At 72.4% G+C, this 16,924-nt stretch carries 15 protein-coding genes and 1 pseudogene; 15 read left to right on the plus strand and 1 reads right to left on the minus strand.

The window, feature by feature from the left end:
- The first annotated feature begins 40 nt into the window (after positions 1-40).
- From ACFV9M_RS20700 to ACFV9M_RS20770, 15 genes and pseudogenes are all read left to right on the plus strand, one after another.
- Positions 41-970: an ABC transporter permease gene (locus ACFV9M_RS20700; RefSeq protein ID WP_385068755.1), complete on the plus strand. Its 930-nt coding sequence runs from the start codon at positions 41-43 to the stop codon at positions 968-970.
- Positions 963-1,745, plus strand: a complete 783-nt coding sequence (locus ACFV9M_RS20705; RefSeq protein WP_385068757.1) for an ABC transporter ATP-binding protein — start codon at positions 963-965, stop codon at positions 1,743-1,745. The genes ACFV9M_RS20700 and ACFV9M_RS20705 overlap by 8 nt, the downstream gene beginning before the upstream one ends.
- 359 nt (positions 1,746-2,104) lie before the next feature.
- A complete protein-coding gene (hpnC, locus tag ACFV9M_RS20710; RefSeq protein ID WP_385068759.1) occupies positions 2,105-3,007 on the plus strand; it encodes a squalene synthase HpnC in 903 nt (300 codons plus the stop codon).
- Positions 3,004-3,954, plus strand: coding sequence for a presqualene diphosphate synthase HpnD (gene hpnD / locus ACFV9M_RS20715; RefSeq protein WP_385068761.1), 951 nt, complete (start codon positions 3,004-3,006; stop codon positions 3,952-3,954). Before hpnC ends, hpnD begins: the two co-directional genes overlap by 4 nt.
- The gene (locus tag ACFV9M_RS20720; protein ID WP_385068763.1) at positions 3,954-4,106 is read left to right on the plus strand and encodes a DUF6380 family protein; all 153 of its coding nucleotides are present in this window, start codon (positions 3,954-3,956) and stop codon (positions 4,104-4,106) included. The genes hpnD and ACFV9M_RS20720 overlap by 1 nt, the downstream gene beginning before the upstream one ends.
- Positions 4,034-5,599, plus strand: a pseudogene (gene hpnE / locus ACFV9M_RS20725) (hydroxysqualene dehydroxylase HpnE); the annotation flags it as partial. The gene ACFV9M_RS20720 and the pseudogene hpnE, both read left to right, overlap by 73 nt.
- A gap of 74 nt (positions 5,600-5,673) precedes the next feature.
- Positions 5,674-6,741 carry a polyprenyl synthetase family protein gene (locus ACFV9M_RS20730; protein ID WP_385068853.1) on the plus strand — a complete coding sequence of 356 codons (1,068 nt, stop codon included), beginning with the start codon at positions 5,674-5,676 and terminating at the stop codon, positions 6,739-6,741.
- A 120-nt stretch (positions 6,742-6,861) separates the two neighbouring features.
- Complete coding sequence (gene shc / locus ACFV9M_RS20735) at positions 6,862-8,874, plus strand: squalene--hopene cyclase (protein WP_385068765.1); 2,013 nt, start codon at positions 6,862-6,864, stop codon at positions 8,872-8,874.
- Positions 8,874-9,515 carry a 1-hydroxy-2-methyl-2-butenyl 4-diphosphate reductase gene (locus ACFV9M_RS20740; RefSeq protein ID WP_385068767.1) on the plus strand — a complete coding sequence of 214 codons (642 nt, stop codon included), beginning with the start codon at positions 8,874-8,876 and terminating at the stop codon, positions 9,513-9,515. The genes shc and ACFV9M_RS20740 overlap by 1 nt, the downstream gene beginning before the upstream one ends.
- A 5-nt stretch (positions 9,516-9,520) precedes the next feature.
- Positions 9,521-10,543 (plus strand): adenosyl-hopene transferase HpnH, encoded by a 1,023-nt coding sequence (gene hpnH / locus ACFV9M_RS20745; protein ID WP_385068769.1) that lies wholly within the window; start codon positions 9,521-9,523, stop codon positions 10,541-10,543.
- Between the two features lie 4 nt (positions 10,544-10,547).
- Positions 10,548-11,705, plus strand: coding sequence for a flavodoxin-dependent (E)-4-hydroxy-3-methylbut-2-enyl-diphosphate synthase (gene ispG, locus ACFV9M_RS20750; RefSeq protein ID WP_385068770.1), 1,158 nt, complete (start codon positions 10,548-10,550; stop codon positions 11,703-11,705).
- Between the two features lie 27 nt (positions 11,706-11,732).
- Positions 11,733-13,655 carry a 1-deoxy-D-xylulose-5-phosphate synthase gene (gene dxs / locus ACFV9M_RS20755; RefSeq protein ID WP_385068772.1) on the plus strand — a complete coding sequence of 641 codons (1,923 nt, stop codon included), beginning with the start codon at positions 11,733-11,735 and terminating at the stop codon, positions 13,653-13,655.
- The gene (locus ACFV9M_RS20760; RefSeq protein ID WP_385068773.1) at positions 13,652-15,037 is read left to right on the plus strand and encodes an aspartate aminotransferase family protein; all 1,386 of its coding nucleotides are present in this window, start codon (positions 13,652-13,654) and stop codon (positions 15,035-15,037) included. The genes dxs and ACFV9M_RS20760 overlap by 4 nt, the downstream gene beginning before the upstream one ends.
- Before the next feature lie 313 nt (positions 15,038-15,350).
- Positions 15,351-15,944 carry a helix-turn-helix domain-containing protein gene (locus tag ACFV9M_RS20765; protein ID WP_385068855.1) on the plus strand — a complete coding sequence of 198 codons (594 nt, stop codon included), beginning with the start codon at positions 15,351-15,353 and terminating at the stop codon, positions 15,942-15,944.
- A complete protein-coding gene (locus ACFV9M_RS20770) occupies positions 15,941-16,063 on the plus strand; it encodes a DUF6126 family protein (protein ID WP_385068775.1) in 123 nt (40 codons plus the stop codon). Before ACFV9M_RS20765 ends, ACFV9M_RS20770 begins: the two co-directional genes overlap by 4 nt.
- A 32-nt stretch (positions 16,064-16,095) precedes the next feature.
- Here the strand turns inward: ACFV9M_RS20770 and ACFV9M_RS20775 are convergent, their stop codons facing one another.
- Positions 16,096-16,893 carry a tyrosine-protein phosphatase gene (locus tag ACFV9M_RS20775; protein WP_385068777.1) on the minus strand — a complete coding sequence of 266 codons (798 nt, stop codon included), beginning with the start codon at positions 16,891-16,893 and terminating at the stop codon, positions 16,096-16,098.
- Between the last annotated feature and the right edge of the window lie 31 nt (positions 16,894-16,924).

Consider the following 16,924-nt stretch of genomic DNA (forward strand, 5'->3'; position numbering starts at 1 on the left):
CGTCCAGGCTGTGCATCCCGAAGACGAAAGTTTCCTACTGGTGAGTGAGACAACGCATGACGGCGGAGTCGCGGTGAGCGCGCCCCCGTCGCCCGACGAGGGCCTCACGGCGGCGCAGCTGGCCGCCAAGCACGGGCTGGCCGTGAGCGGGGCCAGGCCCACGCTGCGGGAGTACGTCCGCCAGCTCTGGGGGCGGCGCCACTTCATCCTGGCCTTCTCCTCGGCGAAGCTGACCGCCCAGTACAGCCAGGCCAAACTGGGCCAGCTGTGGCAGGTGGCCACTCCGCTGCTGAACGCGGCCGTGTACTTCGCGATCTTCGGCCTGATCCTCGACGCGGGCCGCGGGATGGACAAGGACGTGTACATCCCGTTCCTCGTCACGGGCGTGTTCGTCTTCACCTTCACGCAGAGCTCGGTCATGACGGGCGTCCGCGCCATCTCCGGCAACCTCGGACTGGTCCGCGCCCTGCACTTCCCGCGCGCCTCGCTGCCGATCTCGTTCGCGCTCCAGCAGCTCCAGCAGCTGCTGTACTCGATGATCGTGCTGTTCGTGGTGGCGATCGTCTTCGGCAGCTACCCGGACGCCTCCTGGATCCTGATCGTCCCGGTGCTGGTCCTCCAGTTCTTCTTCAACACCGGCCTGGCGCTGATCTTCGCCCGGGCCGGCGCGAAGACCCCCGACCTCGCGCAGCTGATGCCGTTCGTGATGCGCACCTGGATGTACGCGTCCGGCGTGATGTTCTCCATCCCGGTCTTCCTCGCCGACAAGCCGCAGTGGATGGCGAACGTCCTCCAGTGGAACCCCGCGGCCATTTACATGGACCTGATGCGCTTCGCCCTCATCGAGGAGTACGGCGCCGAGAACCTCCCCGACCACGTCTGGGCGGCGGCGGGCGGCTGGGCGGCCCTCTTCGCCATCGGCGGCTTCGTGTACTTCTGGCAGGCGGAGGAGAGGTACGGCCGTGGCTGACCAGCTACCGGGACAGCGCGTCCCCACCGTCATCGCCGACGACGTGCACATCGTCTACCGCGTCAACGGCGCCCGCACCGGCAAGGGCAGCGCCACCGCCGCCCTGAGCCGGATCGTCAAGCGCGGCGGCGAGGAACGCGGGGTGCGCAAGGTGCACGCGGTGCGCGGTGTCTCCTTCGTCGCCCACCGGGGCGAGGCCATCGGCCTCATCGGCTCCAACGGCTCCGGCAAGTCCACCCTGCTGCGGGCCATCGCCGGCCTGCTGCCCCCGGAGAGCGGCAAGGTCTACACCGACGGCCAGCCCTCGCTGCTGGGCGTCAACGCGGCCCTGATGAACGACCTCACCGGCGAGCGCAACGTCATCCTCGGCGGTCTGGCGATGGGCATGTCCCGCGAGCAGATCAAGGAGCGCTACCAGGAGATCGTCGACTTCTCCGGCATCAACGAGAAGGGCGACTTCATCACCCTGCCGATGCGCACCTACTCCTCCGGCATGCAGGCCCGGCTGCGCTTCTCCATCGCCGCCGCCAAGGACCACGACGTGCTGATGATCGACGAGGCCCTCGCCACCGGCGACCGCAAGTTCCAGAAGCGCTCCGAGGAACGGATCCGGGAGCTGCGCAAGGAGGCCGGCACGGTGTTCCTCGTCAGCCACAGCAACAAGTCGATCCGCGACACCTGCGACCGTGTGCTCTGGCTGGAGCGCGGCGAGCTGCGCATGGACGGCCCGACCGACGAGGTCCTCAAGGAGTACGAGAAGTTCACGGGCAAGTAGCCCGACGCGACCGGGGCCCCGCCGGAACTGCCCGGCGGGGCCCCGCGTCTGCAAAGGAAACGTCAACTCCGCCCCGGCACAGGAAGCTTGACGCCAATCGGTGTGTTGTTGTGATCTGCGGGCCACCCCCGCGAAGCCCGCTGCGTTGTACAACGTAAGCTGGACCGGTCCCGAAACGAGTCAAGTGGGGCGATATTGCGCGACACCCTCGGACAGGGCTGCCGTGCGGACGGCTGGGCGGCGTGTCCGAAATAGTGGGTATCGGGTTGTCGGTGTAGAACGGGAGATGTGACGGCAATGGCTACGGAAACTCCCCAGCGTAACGCAGCATGCGCCGTCCCTGCCCCGGGCAGCCGACGATGACGGCGCCGACCACGTCGCGCCCGGTGGACCCGGAGCGCGACACCCTCGCCAAGGCCGCGCACGAGAACTTCCCCGTGGCCCCGTTCTTCCTGCCCCGGGCCTGGCGCGACGACCTCATGGCCGTGTACGGCTTCGCCCGTCTGGTCGACGACATCGGCGACGGCGACCTGGCCCCGGGCGGCGCCGACGCCCGACTGCTCGGCGTCCCGGCCGCCGACGCCGAGGACCGCCTCACCCTGCTGGACGCCTTCGAGGCCGATCTGCGCCGCGTCTTCGACGGCACGCCCCGCCACCCCCTGCTGCGCCGCCTCCAGCCGACCGTCCGCCGCCGCGCCCTCACCCCCGAGCCCTTCCTCGGCCTGATCGCCGCCAACCGCCAGGACCAGCTCGTCACGCGCTACGCGACCTACGACGACCTCCTCGCGTACTGCGAACTGTCCGCCAACCCCGTGGGCCGGCTCGTCCTCGCCGTCACCGGCACCTCCACCCCGGAGCGCGTCCGCCGCTCCGACGCGGTCTGCACCGCGCTGCAGATCGTCGAGCACCTCCAGGACGTGGCCGAGGACCTCGGCCGCGACCGGATCTACCTGCCCGCCGCGGACATGCAGCGCTTCCACGTCCGGGAGGCGGACCTCGCCGCGGCCACCGCCGGCGCCTCGGTGCGCGCCCTGATCGCGTACGAGGCGCAACGCGCCCGCGACCTGCTGGCCGAGGGCGCCCCGCTGGTGGGCAGCGTCCACGGCAGGCTGAGACTGCTGCTCGCGGGGTTCGTGGCGGGCGGAAGGGCGGCGATCCACGCGATCGCCGCCGCCGATTACGACGTCCTTCCCGGCCCGCCCAGGCCCGGCAAGCTCCGGTTGCTGGGCGAGGCGGGCGCGACCCTGCGAGAAGAGGGGTGATCCGGACCGTGGACTCTCCGCCCACCGTGTCCGCACCGGTACTCGCCGCCTACGGCTACTGCGAGGCCGTCACCGGACAGCAGGCGCGCAACTTCGCGTACGGCATCCGGCTGCTGCCCACGCCCAAGCGGCGCGCGATGTCGGCGCTGTACGCGTTCTCCCGCCGGGTCGACGACATCGGCGACGGCGCGCTGGACGCCGAGGTCAAGACCGCCCGGCTCGAGGACACCCGGGCGCTGCTCACCCGGGTGCGCGCGGGCGAGGTCGAGGAGGACGACACCGACCCCGTCGCGGTCGCCCTCGCCCATGCCGCGCGGGTCTTCCCGATCCCGCTGGGCGGCCTGGACGAGCTGATCGACGGCGTCCTGATGGACGTCCGCGGCGAGACGTACGAGACCTGGGACGACCTGAAGGCGTACTGCCGCTGCGTGGCCGGCGCCATCGGCCGGCTCTCGCTCGGTGTGTTCGGCACAGAACCGGGGGCGCGCGGCGCCGAGCGCGCTCCTGAGTACGCCGACACGCTGGGGCTCGCGCTCCAGCTCACCAACATCCTCCGGGACGTCCGCGAGGACGCCGTGGGCGGCCGCACCTATCTGCCCGCCGACGACCTCGCGAAGTTCGGCTGCTCGGCCGGCTTCGACGGGGCGCGACCGCCGGAGGGCTCCGACTTCGCGGGCCTCGTGCACTTCGAGGTGCGACGGGCCCGGGCCCTCTTCGCCGAGGGCTACCGGCTGCTGCCCATGCTGGACCGGCGCAGCGGCGCCTGCGTCGCCGCGATGGCCGGCATCTACCGCCGTCTCCTCGACCGCATCGAGCGCGACCCCGAGGCGGTCCTGCGCGGCCGGGTCTCCCTGCCCGGGCGGGAGAAGGCCTATGTCGCCGTGCGCGGGCTGTCCGGTCTGGACACCCGGCACGTGTCCCGGCTGGCCGTCAGGAGGCAGATCTGATGGGCCCCACCAGCGATCCGGCGGACCGGGGTGACGGCACCGGGGAAAAACGGCACGCAACCCTCCGGCGCGGCGCGGCGTCCCTGACTGCGACGGCCTGCCGGGCACCGTTCCCGCGGCACGGCGGGCGTGCGGGGGAGGGGGCGCCATGAGGGACGAGCTGCTCCCGGGCGGCGCGGAGACGTCCGCTCGGGACGCCGTCGTGGTCGGCGGCGGGCTCGCCGGCGTCACCGCCGCGCTCGCGCTCGCCGACGCGGGCGTACGCGTCACGCTGCTCGAAGGCCGGCCCCGGCTGGGCGGCCTGGCCTTCTCCTTCCACCGCGGCGGACTCACCGTCGACAACGGACAGCACGTCTACCTGCGCTGCTGCACCGCCTACCGCTGGTTCCTCGACCGGATCGACGGCGCGGCGCTGGCACCGCTGCAGGAACGTCTCGACGTGCCCGTCGTCGACGTCGCCCGGCCCGAGGGGCGGCGGCTCGGCAGGCTGCGGCGCGACGCGCTGCCGGTCCCCCTCCACCTGGGACGCAGCCTCGCCGGGTACCCGCACCTCTCGCTCGCCGAACGCGCCAGGGTGGGCCGGGCCGCGCTGGCGCTCAAGGGGCTCGACCTCGCCGACCCGGCGCTCGACGCCCAGGACTTCGGCAGCTGGCTCACGGCGCACGGCCAGTCGCCGCGCGCCGTCGAGGCCCTGTGGGACCTGGTCGGCGTCGCCACCCTCAACGCGGTCGCCGGCGACACCTCGCTCGGGCTCGCCGCGATGGTGTTCAAGACCGGTCTGCTGTCCGACCCGGGCGCGGCCGACATCGGATGGGCCCGCGTCCCGCTGGGCGAACTGCACGACCGGCTCGCCCGCCGGGCCCTTGACGCCGCGGGCGTGCGGACCGAGGTCCGCGCCCGCGTCGGCTCGGTCTCCCCCGACGCCGACGGCGGCTGGAGCGTCGAGGTGAACGGCGAGACGCTCCGCGCGGACGCGGTCGTCCTCGCCGTACCGCAGCGCGAGACGTTCGACCTGCTGCCGCCCGGAGCGCTGGAGGCGCCCGAGCGGCTGCTGGACATCGGCACCGCGCCCATCCTCAACGTGCACGTCGTCTACGACCGCAAGGTGCTGGACGCGCCCTTCCTCGCCGCGCTGGGCACGCCGGTGCAGTGGGTGTTCGACCGCACCGACGCCTCGGGGCTGCGCGAGGGCCAGTACCTCGCGCTGTCGCAGTCGGCCGCGCGGGACGACATCGACCGGCCCGTGGCCGCGCTGCGCGAGCGCTACCTGCCCGAGCTGCGCCGACTGCTGCCGCGCACGCGCGAGGCCGAGGTGAAGGACTTCTTCGTGACCCGGGAGCGCACGGCGACGTTCGCCCCCACCCCCGGCGTCGGACGGCTCAGGCCCGGCGCCCGCACCAAGGCCCCCGGCCTGTACCTGGCCGGAGCGTGGACCGCCACAGGGTGGCCCGCGACCATGGAGAGTGCGGTCCGCAGCGGTGTGAACGCGGCGGACGCCGCGCTCGGCGCCCTGGGCCGGCCCCGCCCCCGCCACCTCTTCGCAGACGAGGAGGCGGCCCACTGCATCGTCCCGGGGAACACCCCCCGGACCCCCGGCCGAGAACCGGGGGGAACCGGCGCCCCCCTGCGAGGTGGCGTCCGGTGAGGTTCGATCAGCACGGCTCGGCACATCCCCGCACCCCCTCCGGTACCGCAACAAGAGGAGAAACCGTGCCCCCTGTGTCCCCGGCGCCGACGGCCGCCGCCCGAGAGACCGCGGTGGACGTGACCGCGCTCCTGGAGCGCGGCCGGACCCTGGCCACACCGGTGCTGCGGGCGGCCGTCGACCGTCTGGCGCCGCCCATGGACACGGTCGCCGCCTACCACTTCGGCTGGATCGACGCCCAGGGCAACCCGACCGACGGGGACGGCGGCAAGGCCGTGCGCCCCGCGCTCGCGGTGCTCTCCGCCGAGGTCACCGGCGCCGCGCCCGCGACCGGCGTCCCCGGCGCGGTCGCCGTCGAACTGGTCCACAACTTCTCGTTGCTGCACGACGACCTGATGGACGGCGACGAGCAGCGCCGCCACCGCGACACCGTCTGGAAGGTGCACGGCCCCGCCCAGGCCATCCTGGTCGGCGACGCCCTGTTCGCCCTCGCCAACGAGGTCCTGCTGGAGCTCGGCACGGTCGAGGCCGGCCGGGCGACCCGCCGTCTGACCACCGCCACCCGCGCCCTGATCGACGGCCAGGCGCAGGACATCTCCTACGAGCACCGCGACCGCGTCAGTGTCGAGGAGTGCCTGGAGATGGAGGGCAACAAGACCGGCGCCCTGCTGGCCTGCGCCAGCTCCATCGGCGCCGTGCTCGGCGGCGCGGACGACCGCACCGCCGACGCCCTGGAGAAGTACGGCTACCACCTGGGCCTCGCCTTCCAGGCCGTCGACGACCTCCTCGGCATCTGGGGCGACCCGGTCTCCACCGGCAAGCAGACCTGGAGCGACCTGCGCCAGCGCAAGAAGTCCCTGCCGGTCGTGGCCGCGCTGGCGGCGGGCGGCCCCGCCTCCGCGCGGCTCGGCGAGATCCTCGCCGCCGACGCCAGGAGCAGCGACTTCGCGCACTTCTCCGAGGAGGAGTTCGCCGCCCGCGCCGCGCTCATCGAGGAGGCCGGCGGCCGTGAGTGGACCGCCGAGGAGGCGCGCCGCCAGCACACCGTCGCCCTTGGGGCCCTGGACGCCGTCGACATGCCCGAGCAGGTGCGGGCCCGGTTCGCGGCGCTCGCCGACTTCGTCGTCGTACGAAAGAGATGATCCCTATCGGTCGAATAGCCCTCGCGTAGTCGCCGGCCGGTGCAGCGAGGCGGGACGGCGCACCGGCCGACGGCGGACCCACAGCAGCACGACTTCGCACGACTGCACGAAGGGGAAGCCATGACAGCGACGACCGACGGAAGCACCGGGGCGCTGCCGCCCCGCGCTGCCGCGGCCAGCGAAAGCGACATCACCACCCCCGTGGCGGCCGGGGTGCACGAGGCCGCCGTGCGCGCGATGCGGCGCGCGACCGACTTCCTGCTCGCCCGGCAGAACGCCGAGGGCTGGTGGAAGGGCGACCTCGAGACGAACGTCACGATGGACGCCGAGGACCTGCTGCTCCGCCAGTTCCTGGGCATCCGCGACGAGCCGACCACCCGGTCCGCCGCCCTCTTCATCCGGGGCGAGCAGCGCGAGGACGGCACCTGGGCCACCTTCCACGGCGGCCCCGGCGACCTCTCCGCCACCATCGAGGCCTACGTCGCCCTGCGTCTGGCCGGCGACGCGCCCGACGCGCCGCACATGGCGCGCGCCTCCGCCTGGGTCCGCGACCGGGGAGGCATCGCCGCCGCCCGTGTCTTCACCCGGATCTGGCTGGCGCTGTTCGGCTGGTGGAAGTGGGAGGACCTGCCCGAACTCCCCCCGGAACTGCTGTACTTCCCCAAGTGGTTCCCGCTCAGCATCTACCACTTCGGCTGCTGGGCCCGGCAGACGATCGTCCCGCTCACCGTCGTCTCCGCCAAGCGCCCGGTGCGCCCGGCGCCCTTCCGGCTCGACGAACTGCACACCGACCCCGCCCGGCCCAACCCGCCGGGGCCCCTCGCGCCGGTCAACAGCTGGAACGGGCTGTTCCAGCGGCTGGACAAGGTCGTGCGCGGCTACCGCACGGTCGCGGTGCGCCGGCTGCGCGAGGCCGCGATGAACTCCGCCGCCCGCTGGATCATCGAACGGCAGGAGAACGACGGCTGCTGGGGCGGCATCCAGCCGCCCGCCGTGTACTCGGTCATCGCCCTGCACCTGCTCGGCTACGACCTGCGGCACCCCGTGATGCGGGCGGGACTGGAGTCCCTGGACCGGTACGCCGTCCACCGCGAGGACGGGGCCCGGATGATCGAGGCCTGCCAGTCGCCGGTGTGGGACACCTGCCTGGCGACCATCGCGCTCGCCGACGCGGGGGTGCCCGCCGACCACCCCCAACTGGTCAAGGCGGCCGACTGGATGCTCGGCGAGCAGATCGTGCGCCCCGGCGACTGGTCCGTACGGCGGCCCGAACTGCCCCCCGGCGGCTGGGCGTTCGAGTTCCACAACGACAACTACCCCGACATCGACGACACCGCCGAGGTCGTCCTCGCGCTGCGCCGGGTCGCCCACCACGACCCGGAGCGGGTGGAGAAGGCGATCGCGCGCGGAGTGCGCTGGAACCTCGGCATGCAGTCCCGGAACGGGGGGTGGGGCGCCTTCGACGTCGACAACACCAGCCCGTTCCCCAACCGGCTGCCGTTCTGCGACTTCGGCGAGGTCATCGACCCGCCGTCCGCGGACGTCACCGCGCACGTCGTGGAGATGCTCGCCGTCGAGGGCCTGGCGCACGACCCGCGCACCCGGCGGGGCATCCGGTGGCTGCTGGCCGAACAGGAGCCGGACGGTTCGTGGTTCGGACGCTGGGGCGTCAACTACGTCTACGGCACCGGATCGGTCGTCCCCGCGCTGGCCGCCGCCGGGCTGCCCGCCCGGCACCCGGCGATCCGCAGAGCGGTGGCCTGGCTGGAGCGGGTGCAGAACGACGACGGCGGCTGGGGCGAGGACCTGCGTTCCTACCGGGACGCCGGCCGGTGGAGCGGCCGGGGCGCCTCGACCGCCTCCCAGACGGCGTGGGCGCTGATGGCGCTGCTGGCGGCGGGGGAGCGGGAGTCCCCGGCGGTCCGGCGGGGCGTCGCCTGGCTCGCCGACACCCAGCGGGAGGACGGCTCCTGGGACGAGCCCCAGTTCACCGGCACCGGCTTCCCGTGGGACTTCTCCATCAACTACCACCTCTACCGGCAGGTGTTCCCGCTCACCGCGCTCGGCCGGTACGTCCACGGGGACCCCTTCGCCCCGAAGGCACCGGGTGCCGTCGAGGCCGAGGGGGGCTGATGAACGCGCGGCCCGCTCCCGCCCCGCTGCTGATCGCCTGCGCGCTCGGCATCGAACACCTCGCCCTGCGCATGGGCGACCGGTCGGGAGCGGGCGGGCCGGTCACCGTCCTGCGCACCGGCATGGGGCCGAGGGCGGCCGAGCGGTCCGTCACCCGGATCCTCACCGACCCGGTGCTCGGCGGAGCGGCCGTGCTGGCCACCGGCTTCTGCGCGGGGCTCGCCCCCGGCATGCACCCCGGAGACCTGGTCGTCGCCGAGGAGACCCGTGACCCGCGCGGCGGTGTGCCGTGCGTCGGTACCGAGCTGCTCGTCAAGGAACTCGCGCGCACCCTGCCCGGGCGCACCGTGCACACCGGGCCCGTCACCGGCTCCGACCACGTCGTGCGCGGTCCCGAGCGGTCCGACCTGCTCGCCACCGGCGCGATCGCGGTCGACATGGAGTCGGCGGCCACGCTCCTGAGCGCCGTCCGGGCGGGCACACGCCCGGTTGCGGCTGTCCGGGTGGTCGTGGACGCTCCTGAACATGAACTCGTCCGGATCGGCACGGTGCGCGGTGGAATATCGGCTTTCCGTGTCCTTCGCTCCGTCCTGCCTGCATTCTTCGAATGGCACCGTAGTGTGCTGCTCCCCCGGAGGTGAGCCAGATGGCCATGCCGCTGCGCCAGTCCATCAAGGTCGCTACGTACTTGGCTGAACAGAAGCTCCGCAAGCGGGACAAGTTCCCGCTCATCGTAGAACTGGAACCGCTCTTCGCCTGCAACCTCAAGTGCGAGGGCTGCGGCAAGATCCAGCACCCGGCGGGAGTGCTCAAGCAGCGCATGCCCGTCGCCCAGGCCGTGGGGGCGGTGCTCGAATCCGGCGCCCCCATGGTCTCGATCGCCGGCGGCGAACCGCTGATGCACCCGCAGATCGACGAGATCGTGCGGCAGTTGGTCGCGAAGAGGAAGTACGTCTTCCTCTGCACCAACGCGATGCTGCTGCGCAGGAAGATGGACCGGTTCACGCCCTCCCCCTACTTCGCCTTCGCCGTGCACATCGACGGGCTGCGGGAACGGCACGACGAGTCGGTGGCGAAGGAGGGCGTGTTCGACGAGGCCGTCGAGGCGATCAAGGAGGCCAAGCGCCGCGGCTTCCGGGTCACCACCAACTCGACCTTCTTCAACACCGACACCCCGCAGACCATCGTCGAGGTGCTCAACTTCCTCAACGACGACCTCAAGGTCGACGAGATGATGATCTCGCCCGCCTACGCCTACGAGAAGGCGCCCGACCAGGAGCACTTCCTGGGCGTGGAGCAGACCCGCGAGCTGTTCAAGAAGGCCTTCGCGGGCGGCAACCGCCGCCGCTGGCGGCTCAACCACTCGCCGCTCTTCCTCGACTTCCTGGAGGGCAAGGTCGACTTCCCCTGCACCGCCTGGGCCATCCCCAACTACTCCCTCTTCGGCTGGCAGCGCCCCTGCTACCTGATGAGCGACGGGTACGTGCCGACGTACCGCGAACTCATCGAGAAGACCGACTGGGACCGGTACGGCCGCGGCAAGGACCCGCGGTGCGCCAACTGCATGGCGCACTGCGGCTACGAGCCCACCGCCGTCCTCGCCACCATGGGCTCGCTCAAGGAGTCGCTGCGCGCGATGCGCGAGACGGTCTCCGGGAACCGGGAGTGACCCCGTGACCGCCGTCTCCCTGGGCGTCCCCGAGGTGCCGGTCCGGCCGGTCGCCGAGCGGCGCGTGTCGCGTCGGATCCAGGTCGGCTCCGTGGCGGTCGGCGGGGACGCCCCGGTGTCCGTGCAGTCGATGACGACGACCCGTACGTCCGACATCGGTGCCACGCTCCAGCAGATCGCCGAGCTGACCGCGTCCGGCTGCCAGATCGTGCGGGTCGCGTGCCCCACGCAGGACGACGCCGACGCCCTCGCGACGATCGCCCGCAAGTCGCAGATCCCGGTCATCGCCGACATCCACTTCCAGCCGAAGTACGTCTTCGCCGCGATCGAGGCCGGCTGCGCGGCCGTGCGGGTCAACCCCGGCAACATCAAGCAGTTCGACGACAAGGTCAAGGAGATCGCGAAGGCGGCGAAGGAGCACGGCACCCCGATCCGGATCGGTGTCAACGCCGGTTCGCTCGACCGCCGTCTGCTCCAGAAGTACGGCAAGGCGACCCCCGAGGCACTCGTCGAGTCCGCCCTGTGGGAGGCCTCCCTCTTCGAGGAGCACGACTTCCGGGACATCAAGATCTCCGTCAAGCACAACGACCCGGTCGTGATGATCGAGGCCTACCGGCAGCTCGCCGCCGCCTGCGACTACCCCCTCCACCTCGGCGTGACCGAGGCGGGCCCCGCGTTCCAGGGCACCGTCAAGTCCGCGGTCGCCTTCGGCGCGCTCCTCTCCCAGGGCATCGGCGACACCATCCGCGTCTCGCTGTCCGCGCCGCCCGCGGAGGAGGTCAAGGTCGGTATCCAGATCCTCCAGTCCCTGGGGCTGCGGGAGCGGCGGCTGGAGATCGTCTCCTGCCCGTCCTGCGGCCGCGCCCAGGTCGACGTCTACAAGCTGGCCGAGGAGGTCACCGCGGGCCTGACCGGCATGGAGGTCCCGCTGCGGGTGGCCGTCATGGGCTGTGTGGTGAACGGCCCGGGCGAGGCCCGCGAGGCCGACCTCGGCGTCGCCTCCGGCAACGGCAAGGGCCAGATCTTCGTCAAGGGCGAGGTCATCAAGACCGTCCCCGAGTCCAAGATCGTCGAGACCCTCATCGAGGAGGCCATGAAGATCGCCGAACAGATGGAACGGGACGGCGCGGCGGCGGGGGAGCCGGCCGTCACCGTGAGGTGACCAGCACGGACCGAAGGGGGCCCGAGCGTGACGATCCTGGAGAGCATTCGGCAACCACGCGACCTGAAGGCGCTGTCCGAGGCGGAACTCGGTGAACTGTCCGACGAGATCAGGGAGTTCCTGGTGCACGCGGTCGCCAGGACCGGTGGTCACCTCGGGCCCAACCTGGGCGTGGTGGAGCTGACCATCGCGCTCCACCGGGTCTTCGAGTCACCGGTCGACCGCATCCTGTGGGACACCGGCCACCAGAGCTATGTCCACAAACTTCTGACAGGACGTCAGGATTTCTCCAAGCTGCGGGGCAAGGGCGGCCTGTCCGGCTACCCCTCCCGCGAGGAGTCCGAGCACGACGTCATCGAGAACAGCCACGCCTCCACCGCCCTCGGCTGGGCCGACGGGCTCGCCAAGGCCCGCCGGGTGCGGGGGGAGAAGGGGCATGTCGTCGCGGTGATCGGGGACGGCGCGCTCACCGGCGGCATGGCCTGGGAGGCGCTGAACAACATCGCCGCCGCCAAGGACCGGCCGCTGATCGTCGTCGTCAACGACAACGAGCGCTCCTACGCGCCGACCATCGGGGGACTCGCCGACCACCTCGCGACCCTGCGCACCACCGACGGCTACGAGAAGGTCCTGGCCTGGGGCAAGGACGTCCTGCTGCGCACACCCGTCGTCGGGCACACCGTCTACGAGTCGCTGCACGGGGCGAAGAAGGGCTTCAAGGACGCCTTCGCCCCGCAGGGCATGTTCGAGGACCTCGGCCTGAAGTACGTCGGTCCGATCGACGGGCACGACGTCAGGGCCGTCGAGTCGGCGCTGCGCCGGGCCAGACGCTTCCACGGGCCGGTGCTGGTGCACTGCCTCACCGAGAAGGGCCGCGGCTACGGACCGGCCCTCGCCCACGAGGAGGACCACTTCCACACCGTCGGCGCGATGGACCCGCTGACCTGCGCCCCGCTCACACCCGCCGGCGGCCCGTCCTGGACGTCCGTGTTCGGCGACGAGATCGTCCGCATCGGTGAGGAGCGCGACGACGTCGTGGCGATCACCGCGGCCATGCTGCATCCGGTGGGACTCGGACGGTTCGCCGAGCGGTTCCCGGACCGGGTGTGGGACGTCGGCATCGCCGAGCAGCACGCGGCGGTCAGCGCGGCCGGCCTGGCGACCGGCGGCCTGCACCCCGTCGTCGCCGTCTACGCCACCTTCCTCAACCGCGCCTTCGACCAGCTGCTGATGGACGTGGCCCTGCACCGCTGCGGGGTGACCTTCGTGCTCGACCGGGCCGGCGTGACCGGCGTCGACGGCGCGTCCCACAACGGCATGTGGGACATGTCCGTCCTCCAGGTCGTCCCGGGCCTGCGGATCGCCGCCCCGCGCGACGCCGGCCAACTGCGCGCGCAGCTGCGGGAGGCCGTGGCGGTGGACGACGCGCCGACCCTGGTCCGATTCCCCAAGGAGTCGGCCGGGCCGCAGATCCCGGCGATCGACCGCGTGGGCGGCATGGACGTCCTGCACCGCGCCGCACGGGCGGAGGCGCTGCTGGTGGCCGTCGGCGTGATGGCGCCGGTGTGCCTGAAGGCCGCCGAGCTGCTGGAGTCCCGCGGCATCGGCTGCACGGTCGTGGACCCCCGCTGGGTCAAACCCGTCGACCCGGCCCTGCCCGGCCTCGCCGCCGCACACCGCCTGGTGGCCGTCGTCGAGGACAACAGCCGTGCCGCCGGCGTCGGTTCGGCGGTGGCGCTGGCCCTGGGCGACGCCGAGGTCGACGTCCCCGTACGGCGGTTCGGCATCCCGGAGCAGTTCCTCGCCCACGCCAAGCGCGCCGAGGTGCTCGCCGACATCGGTCTCACCCCCGTCGAGATCGCCGGACGGATCGGCGCGAGCCTGGCCGCCCAGGGCGCCGAGGACCCCGTCCGGCAGCACGCCGGCCCTGGCAAGGAGAACGACGTATGACCAAGGAGTTCGACCTCGGCGCCCTGCTGGCCGAGCGCGGAGCCGAGCGCTACGAGCTGCACTCCCGGTACCTCAACCACCAACTGCCGCGGGTGCTGCGCACCATCGGCTTCGACAAGGTCTACGAGCGGGCCGAGGGCGCCTACTTCTGGGACGCGGACGGCAACGACTACCTGGACATGCTCGCCGGGTTCGGGGTGATGGGCCTGGGCCGCCACCACCCCGTCGTCCGCAAGGCGCTGCACGACGTCCTGGACGCGCAGCTCGCCGACCTCACCCGCTTCGACTGCCCGCCCCTGCCCGGACTGCTCGCCGAGAGACTCCTCGCGCACAGCCCGCATCTGGACCGGGTGTTCTTCGGCAACAGCGGGACGGAGGCCGTCGAGACCGCGCTGAAGTTCGCCCGGTACGCCACGGGCAGGCCGCGCGTCCTGTACTGCGACCACGCCTTCCACGGGCTGACCACCGGCTCCCTGTCCGTCAACGGCGAGTCCGGCTTCCGGGACGGATTCGCGCCGCTGCTGCCCGACACCGCCGTGCCGCTCGGCGATCTCGACGCCCTGGCGCGGGAGGTGAAGAAGGGCGACGTGGCCGCCCTGATCGTCGAGCCGATCCAGGGCAAGGGCGTCCACGAGGCCCCGCCCGGCTATCTGCGCGCCGCCCAGGAACTGCTGCACCGGCACAAGGCGCTGCTCATCGCCGACGAGGTGCAGACCGGCCTCGGCCGGACCGGCGACTTCTACGCCCACCAGCACGAGGAGGGTGTCGAGCCCGACCTGGTGTGCGTGGCCAAGGCGCTCTCCGGCGGCTATGTGCCGGTGGGCGCCACCCTCGGCAAGGACTGGATCTTCAAGAAGGTCTACTCGTCCATGGACCGGGTGCTGGTCCACTCGGCGAGCTTCGGTGCCAACGCCCAGGCCATGGCGGCGGGCCTCGCGGTGCTGTCCGTGATGGAGGACGAGCGGATCGTGGCACGTGCCCGCGCCACGGGCGAGCTGCTGAAATCCCGGCTCACGGCGCTGATCGACAAGTACGAGCTGCTCGCCGACGTCCGGGGCCGGGGCCTGATGATCGGCATCGAGTTCGGCCGGCCCAGGTCGCTGAAGCTGCGCGGCCGCTGGACCATGCTCCAGGCCGCCCGCAAGGGCCTGTTCGCGCAGATGGTGGTCGTTCCGCTGCTGCGACGGCACCGGATCCTCACCCAGGTCTCCGGCGACGAGCTCGAGGTCATCAAGCTGATTCCGCCCCTGATCGTGGGGGAGGAGGAGGTGGACCGGTTCGTCGACGCCTTCACCGAGGTGATGGACGACGCGCACGCCGGGGGCGGGCTGGTGTGGGACTTCGGCAAGACGCTGATCAAGCAGGCGGTGGCCAACCGCTAGCGTGGTTCCTGGCCCCGCGAGGCGGGCGCTTTGCCTCTGAGGCAACAAATTTGCCGTACAGGCAAAAGCCGGGCTGAATGGAGTCATGAGCTCTCCCGCCTCCGAGCCCGGAGCCGAGCCCGCCGAGGGACCGGCCTCCGAGGGACCGGCCTCCGGGGGCCCGCCCGCCGAGGGACCGCCCGCCGAGGGACCGGCCTCTGAGGGACCGCCCGCCGAGGGACCGGCCTCCGACGGCCCGCCCGCCGAGGGCCCGCCCGCCGAGGGACCGGCCTCCGGGGGCCCGCCCGTCGGCGGACAGACCGCCGCCGACGGCCTGCCCGCCGACGGTCTGTCCGTCGTGGCGCCTCAGCTGCGCGCCCTGCGCCGCCGCGCCTTCCTCACCCTGGAGACCGCCGCCCGCGCCGCGGGCCTGTCGCCCGCCCACCTCTCCCGCCTGGAGACCGGGCGGCGACAGCCCTCGCTGCCGATGCTGCTGGCGCTCGCCCGTGTCTACGGTACGACCGTCTCGGAGCTGCTCGGCGAGACGGTCGCCGACCGGGACGCCGTGCTGCGTGCCGCCGACATGGAACCGACGGCGGCGGGCGGCTGGACGTACTGGCAGGCCGGGGCGCCCGGGCGCGGGATGCAGGCCCTGCGGGTGCGGGTGCCCCACGGCTCGCAGGGCGACATCGTGCGCGTCCACCCCGGCGAGGAGTGGCTGTACGTCCTCACCGGGCGGCTGCGGCTGCGCCTCGGCGACACCACGCACCTGCTCGGCGCGGGCGACAGCGCGCACTTCGACTCGCTGACCCCGCACCGCATCGCGGCCGAGGACCCCGACGGGGTCGAGCTGCTCTTCGTCCACACCCTGTTGCAGAGCCCGACGGCCGCGCTGTGCCTGGGCCCGACCTCTGGAGGAACGCCATGAGCGACATCGAGGAGCGCTTCCCGCGCAGCCTCTGGATCCGGCTGATCATCTACATCGCGGTGGGGCACGTCGTCGCGGCGTTCATCTGGCTGCTCTTCGAGGTGGGGGCCAACCAGTAGGGGCAACCAGTAGGAGCCCCCGGCGGCGGGGTTCAGTCGAGGAGGCGCTCGCGCAGCCGCTCCCGGGTCGCCGGGGTCAGCCCGAGGCCCTGCTCCAGATAGGCGTCCACGCCGCCCCACGTCTCCTCCACGGTCTCGAACGCGGCCGTGAGGTACTCCGCGCGGGCGTCGAAGAGGGGGCTGAGCAGTTCCATGACCTCGGGGGAGTAGGCCGAGGGGGAGGTGCCGCTGCGGCGCACCTTGTAGCGGCGGTGCGTGGCGTTCGACTTCAGGTAGTCGTCGAGGATCGCCTCCCGCTCGACCCCCACGGCGAGCAGTGTCACCGCGATGGACAGGCCCGCGCGGTCCTTGCCGGCCGCGCAGTGCATCAGGGCGGGGACGCTGTCCTCGGCGAGCGCGTGCACCACCTGGGAGTGCTCGGCGGTGCGCTCCTTGATGATCGTGCGGTAGGAGACGATCATCCGGTCCGCGGCCTGGCCGTCCGCGAGGATGGCGCGCAGCTGCTCGATGTCGCCGTCGCGGACCATCCTCCAGAACTCGGCGCCGTCCGCGGGGTCCGACAGCGGCAGGTTCACATTGCGCACGCCCGGCAGCTCGACGTCCGGGCCCTCCAGCTTCTGGTCGGCCGCGTTGCGGAAGTCGAAGACGGTGTGCAGACCGAGGGAGGACAGGAACACGGTGTCCTCGTCGGTGGCGTGCGCGAGGTGGCCGCTGCGGAACAGCACGCCGTGACGCACCCGGCGTCCGTCGACGGTCGGCAGGCCGCCCACGTCCCGGAAGTTGCGCACACCGGCCAGCTCGGGCTCGGTCGACGGGATCTGCTGCGTCACAGGTGCTCCTCCGGTCGTCGGTCCCGCTCGG

This window comes from Streptomyces sp. NPDC059895 (assembly GCF_042731035.1).
Lineage (GTDB): Bacteria > Actinomycetota > Actinomycetes > Streptomycetales > Streptomycetaceae > Streptomyces.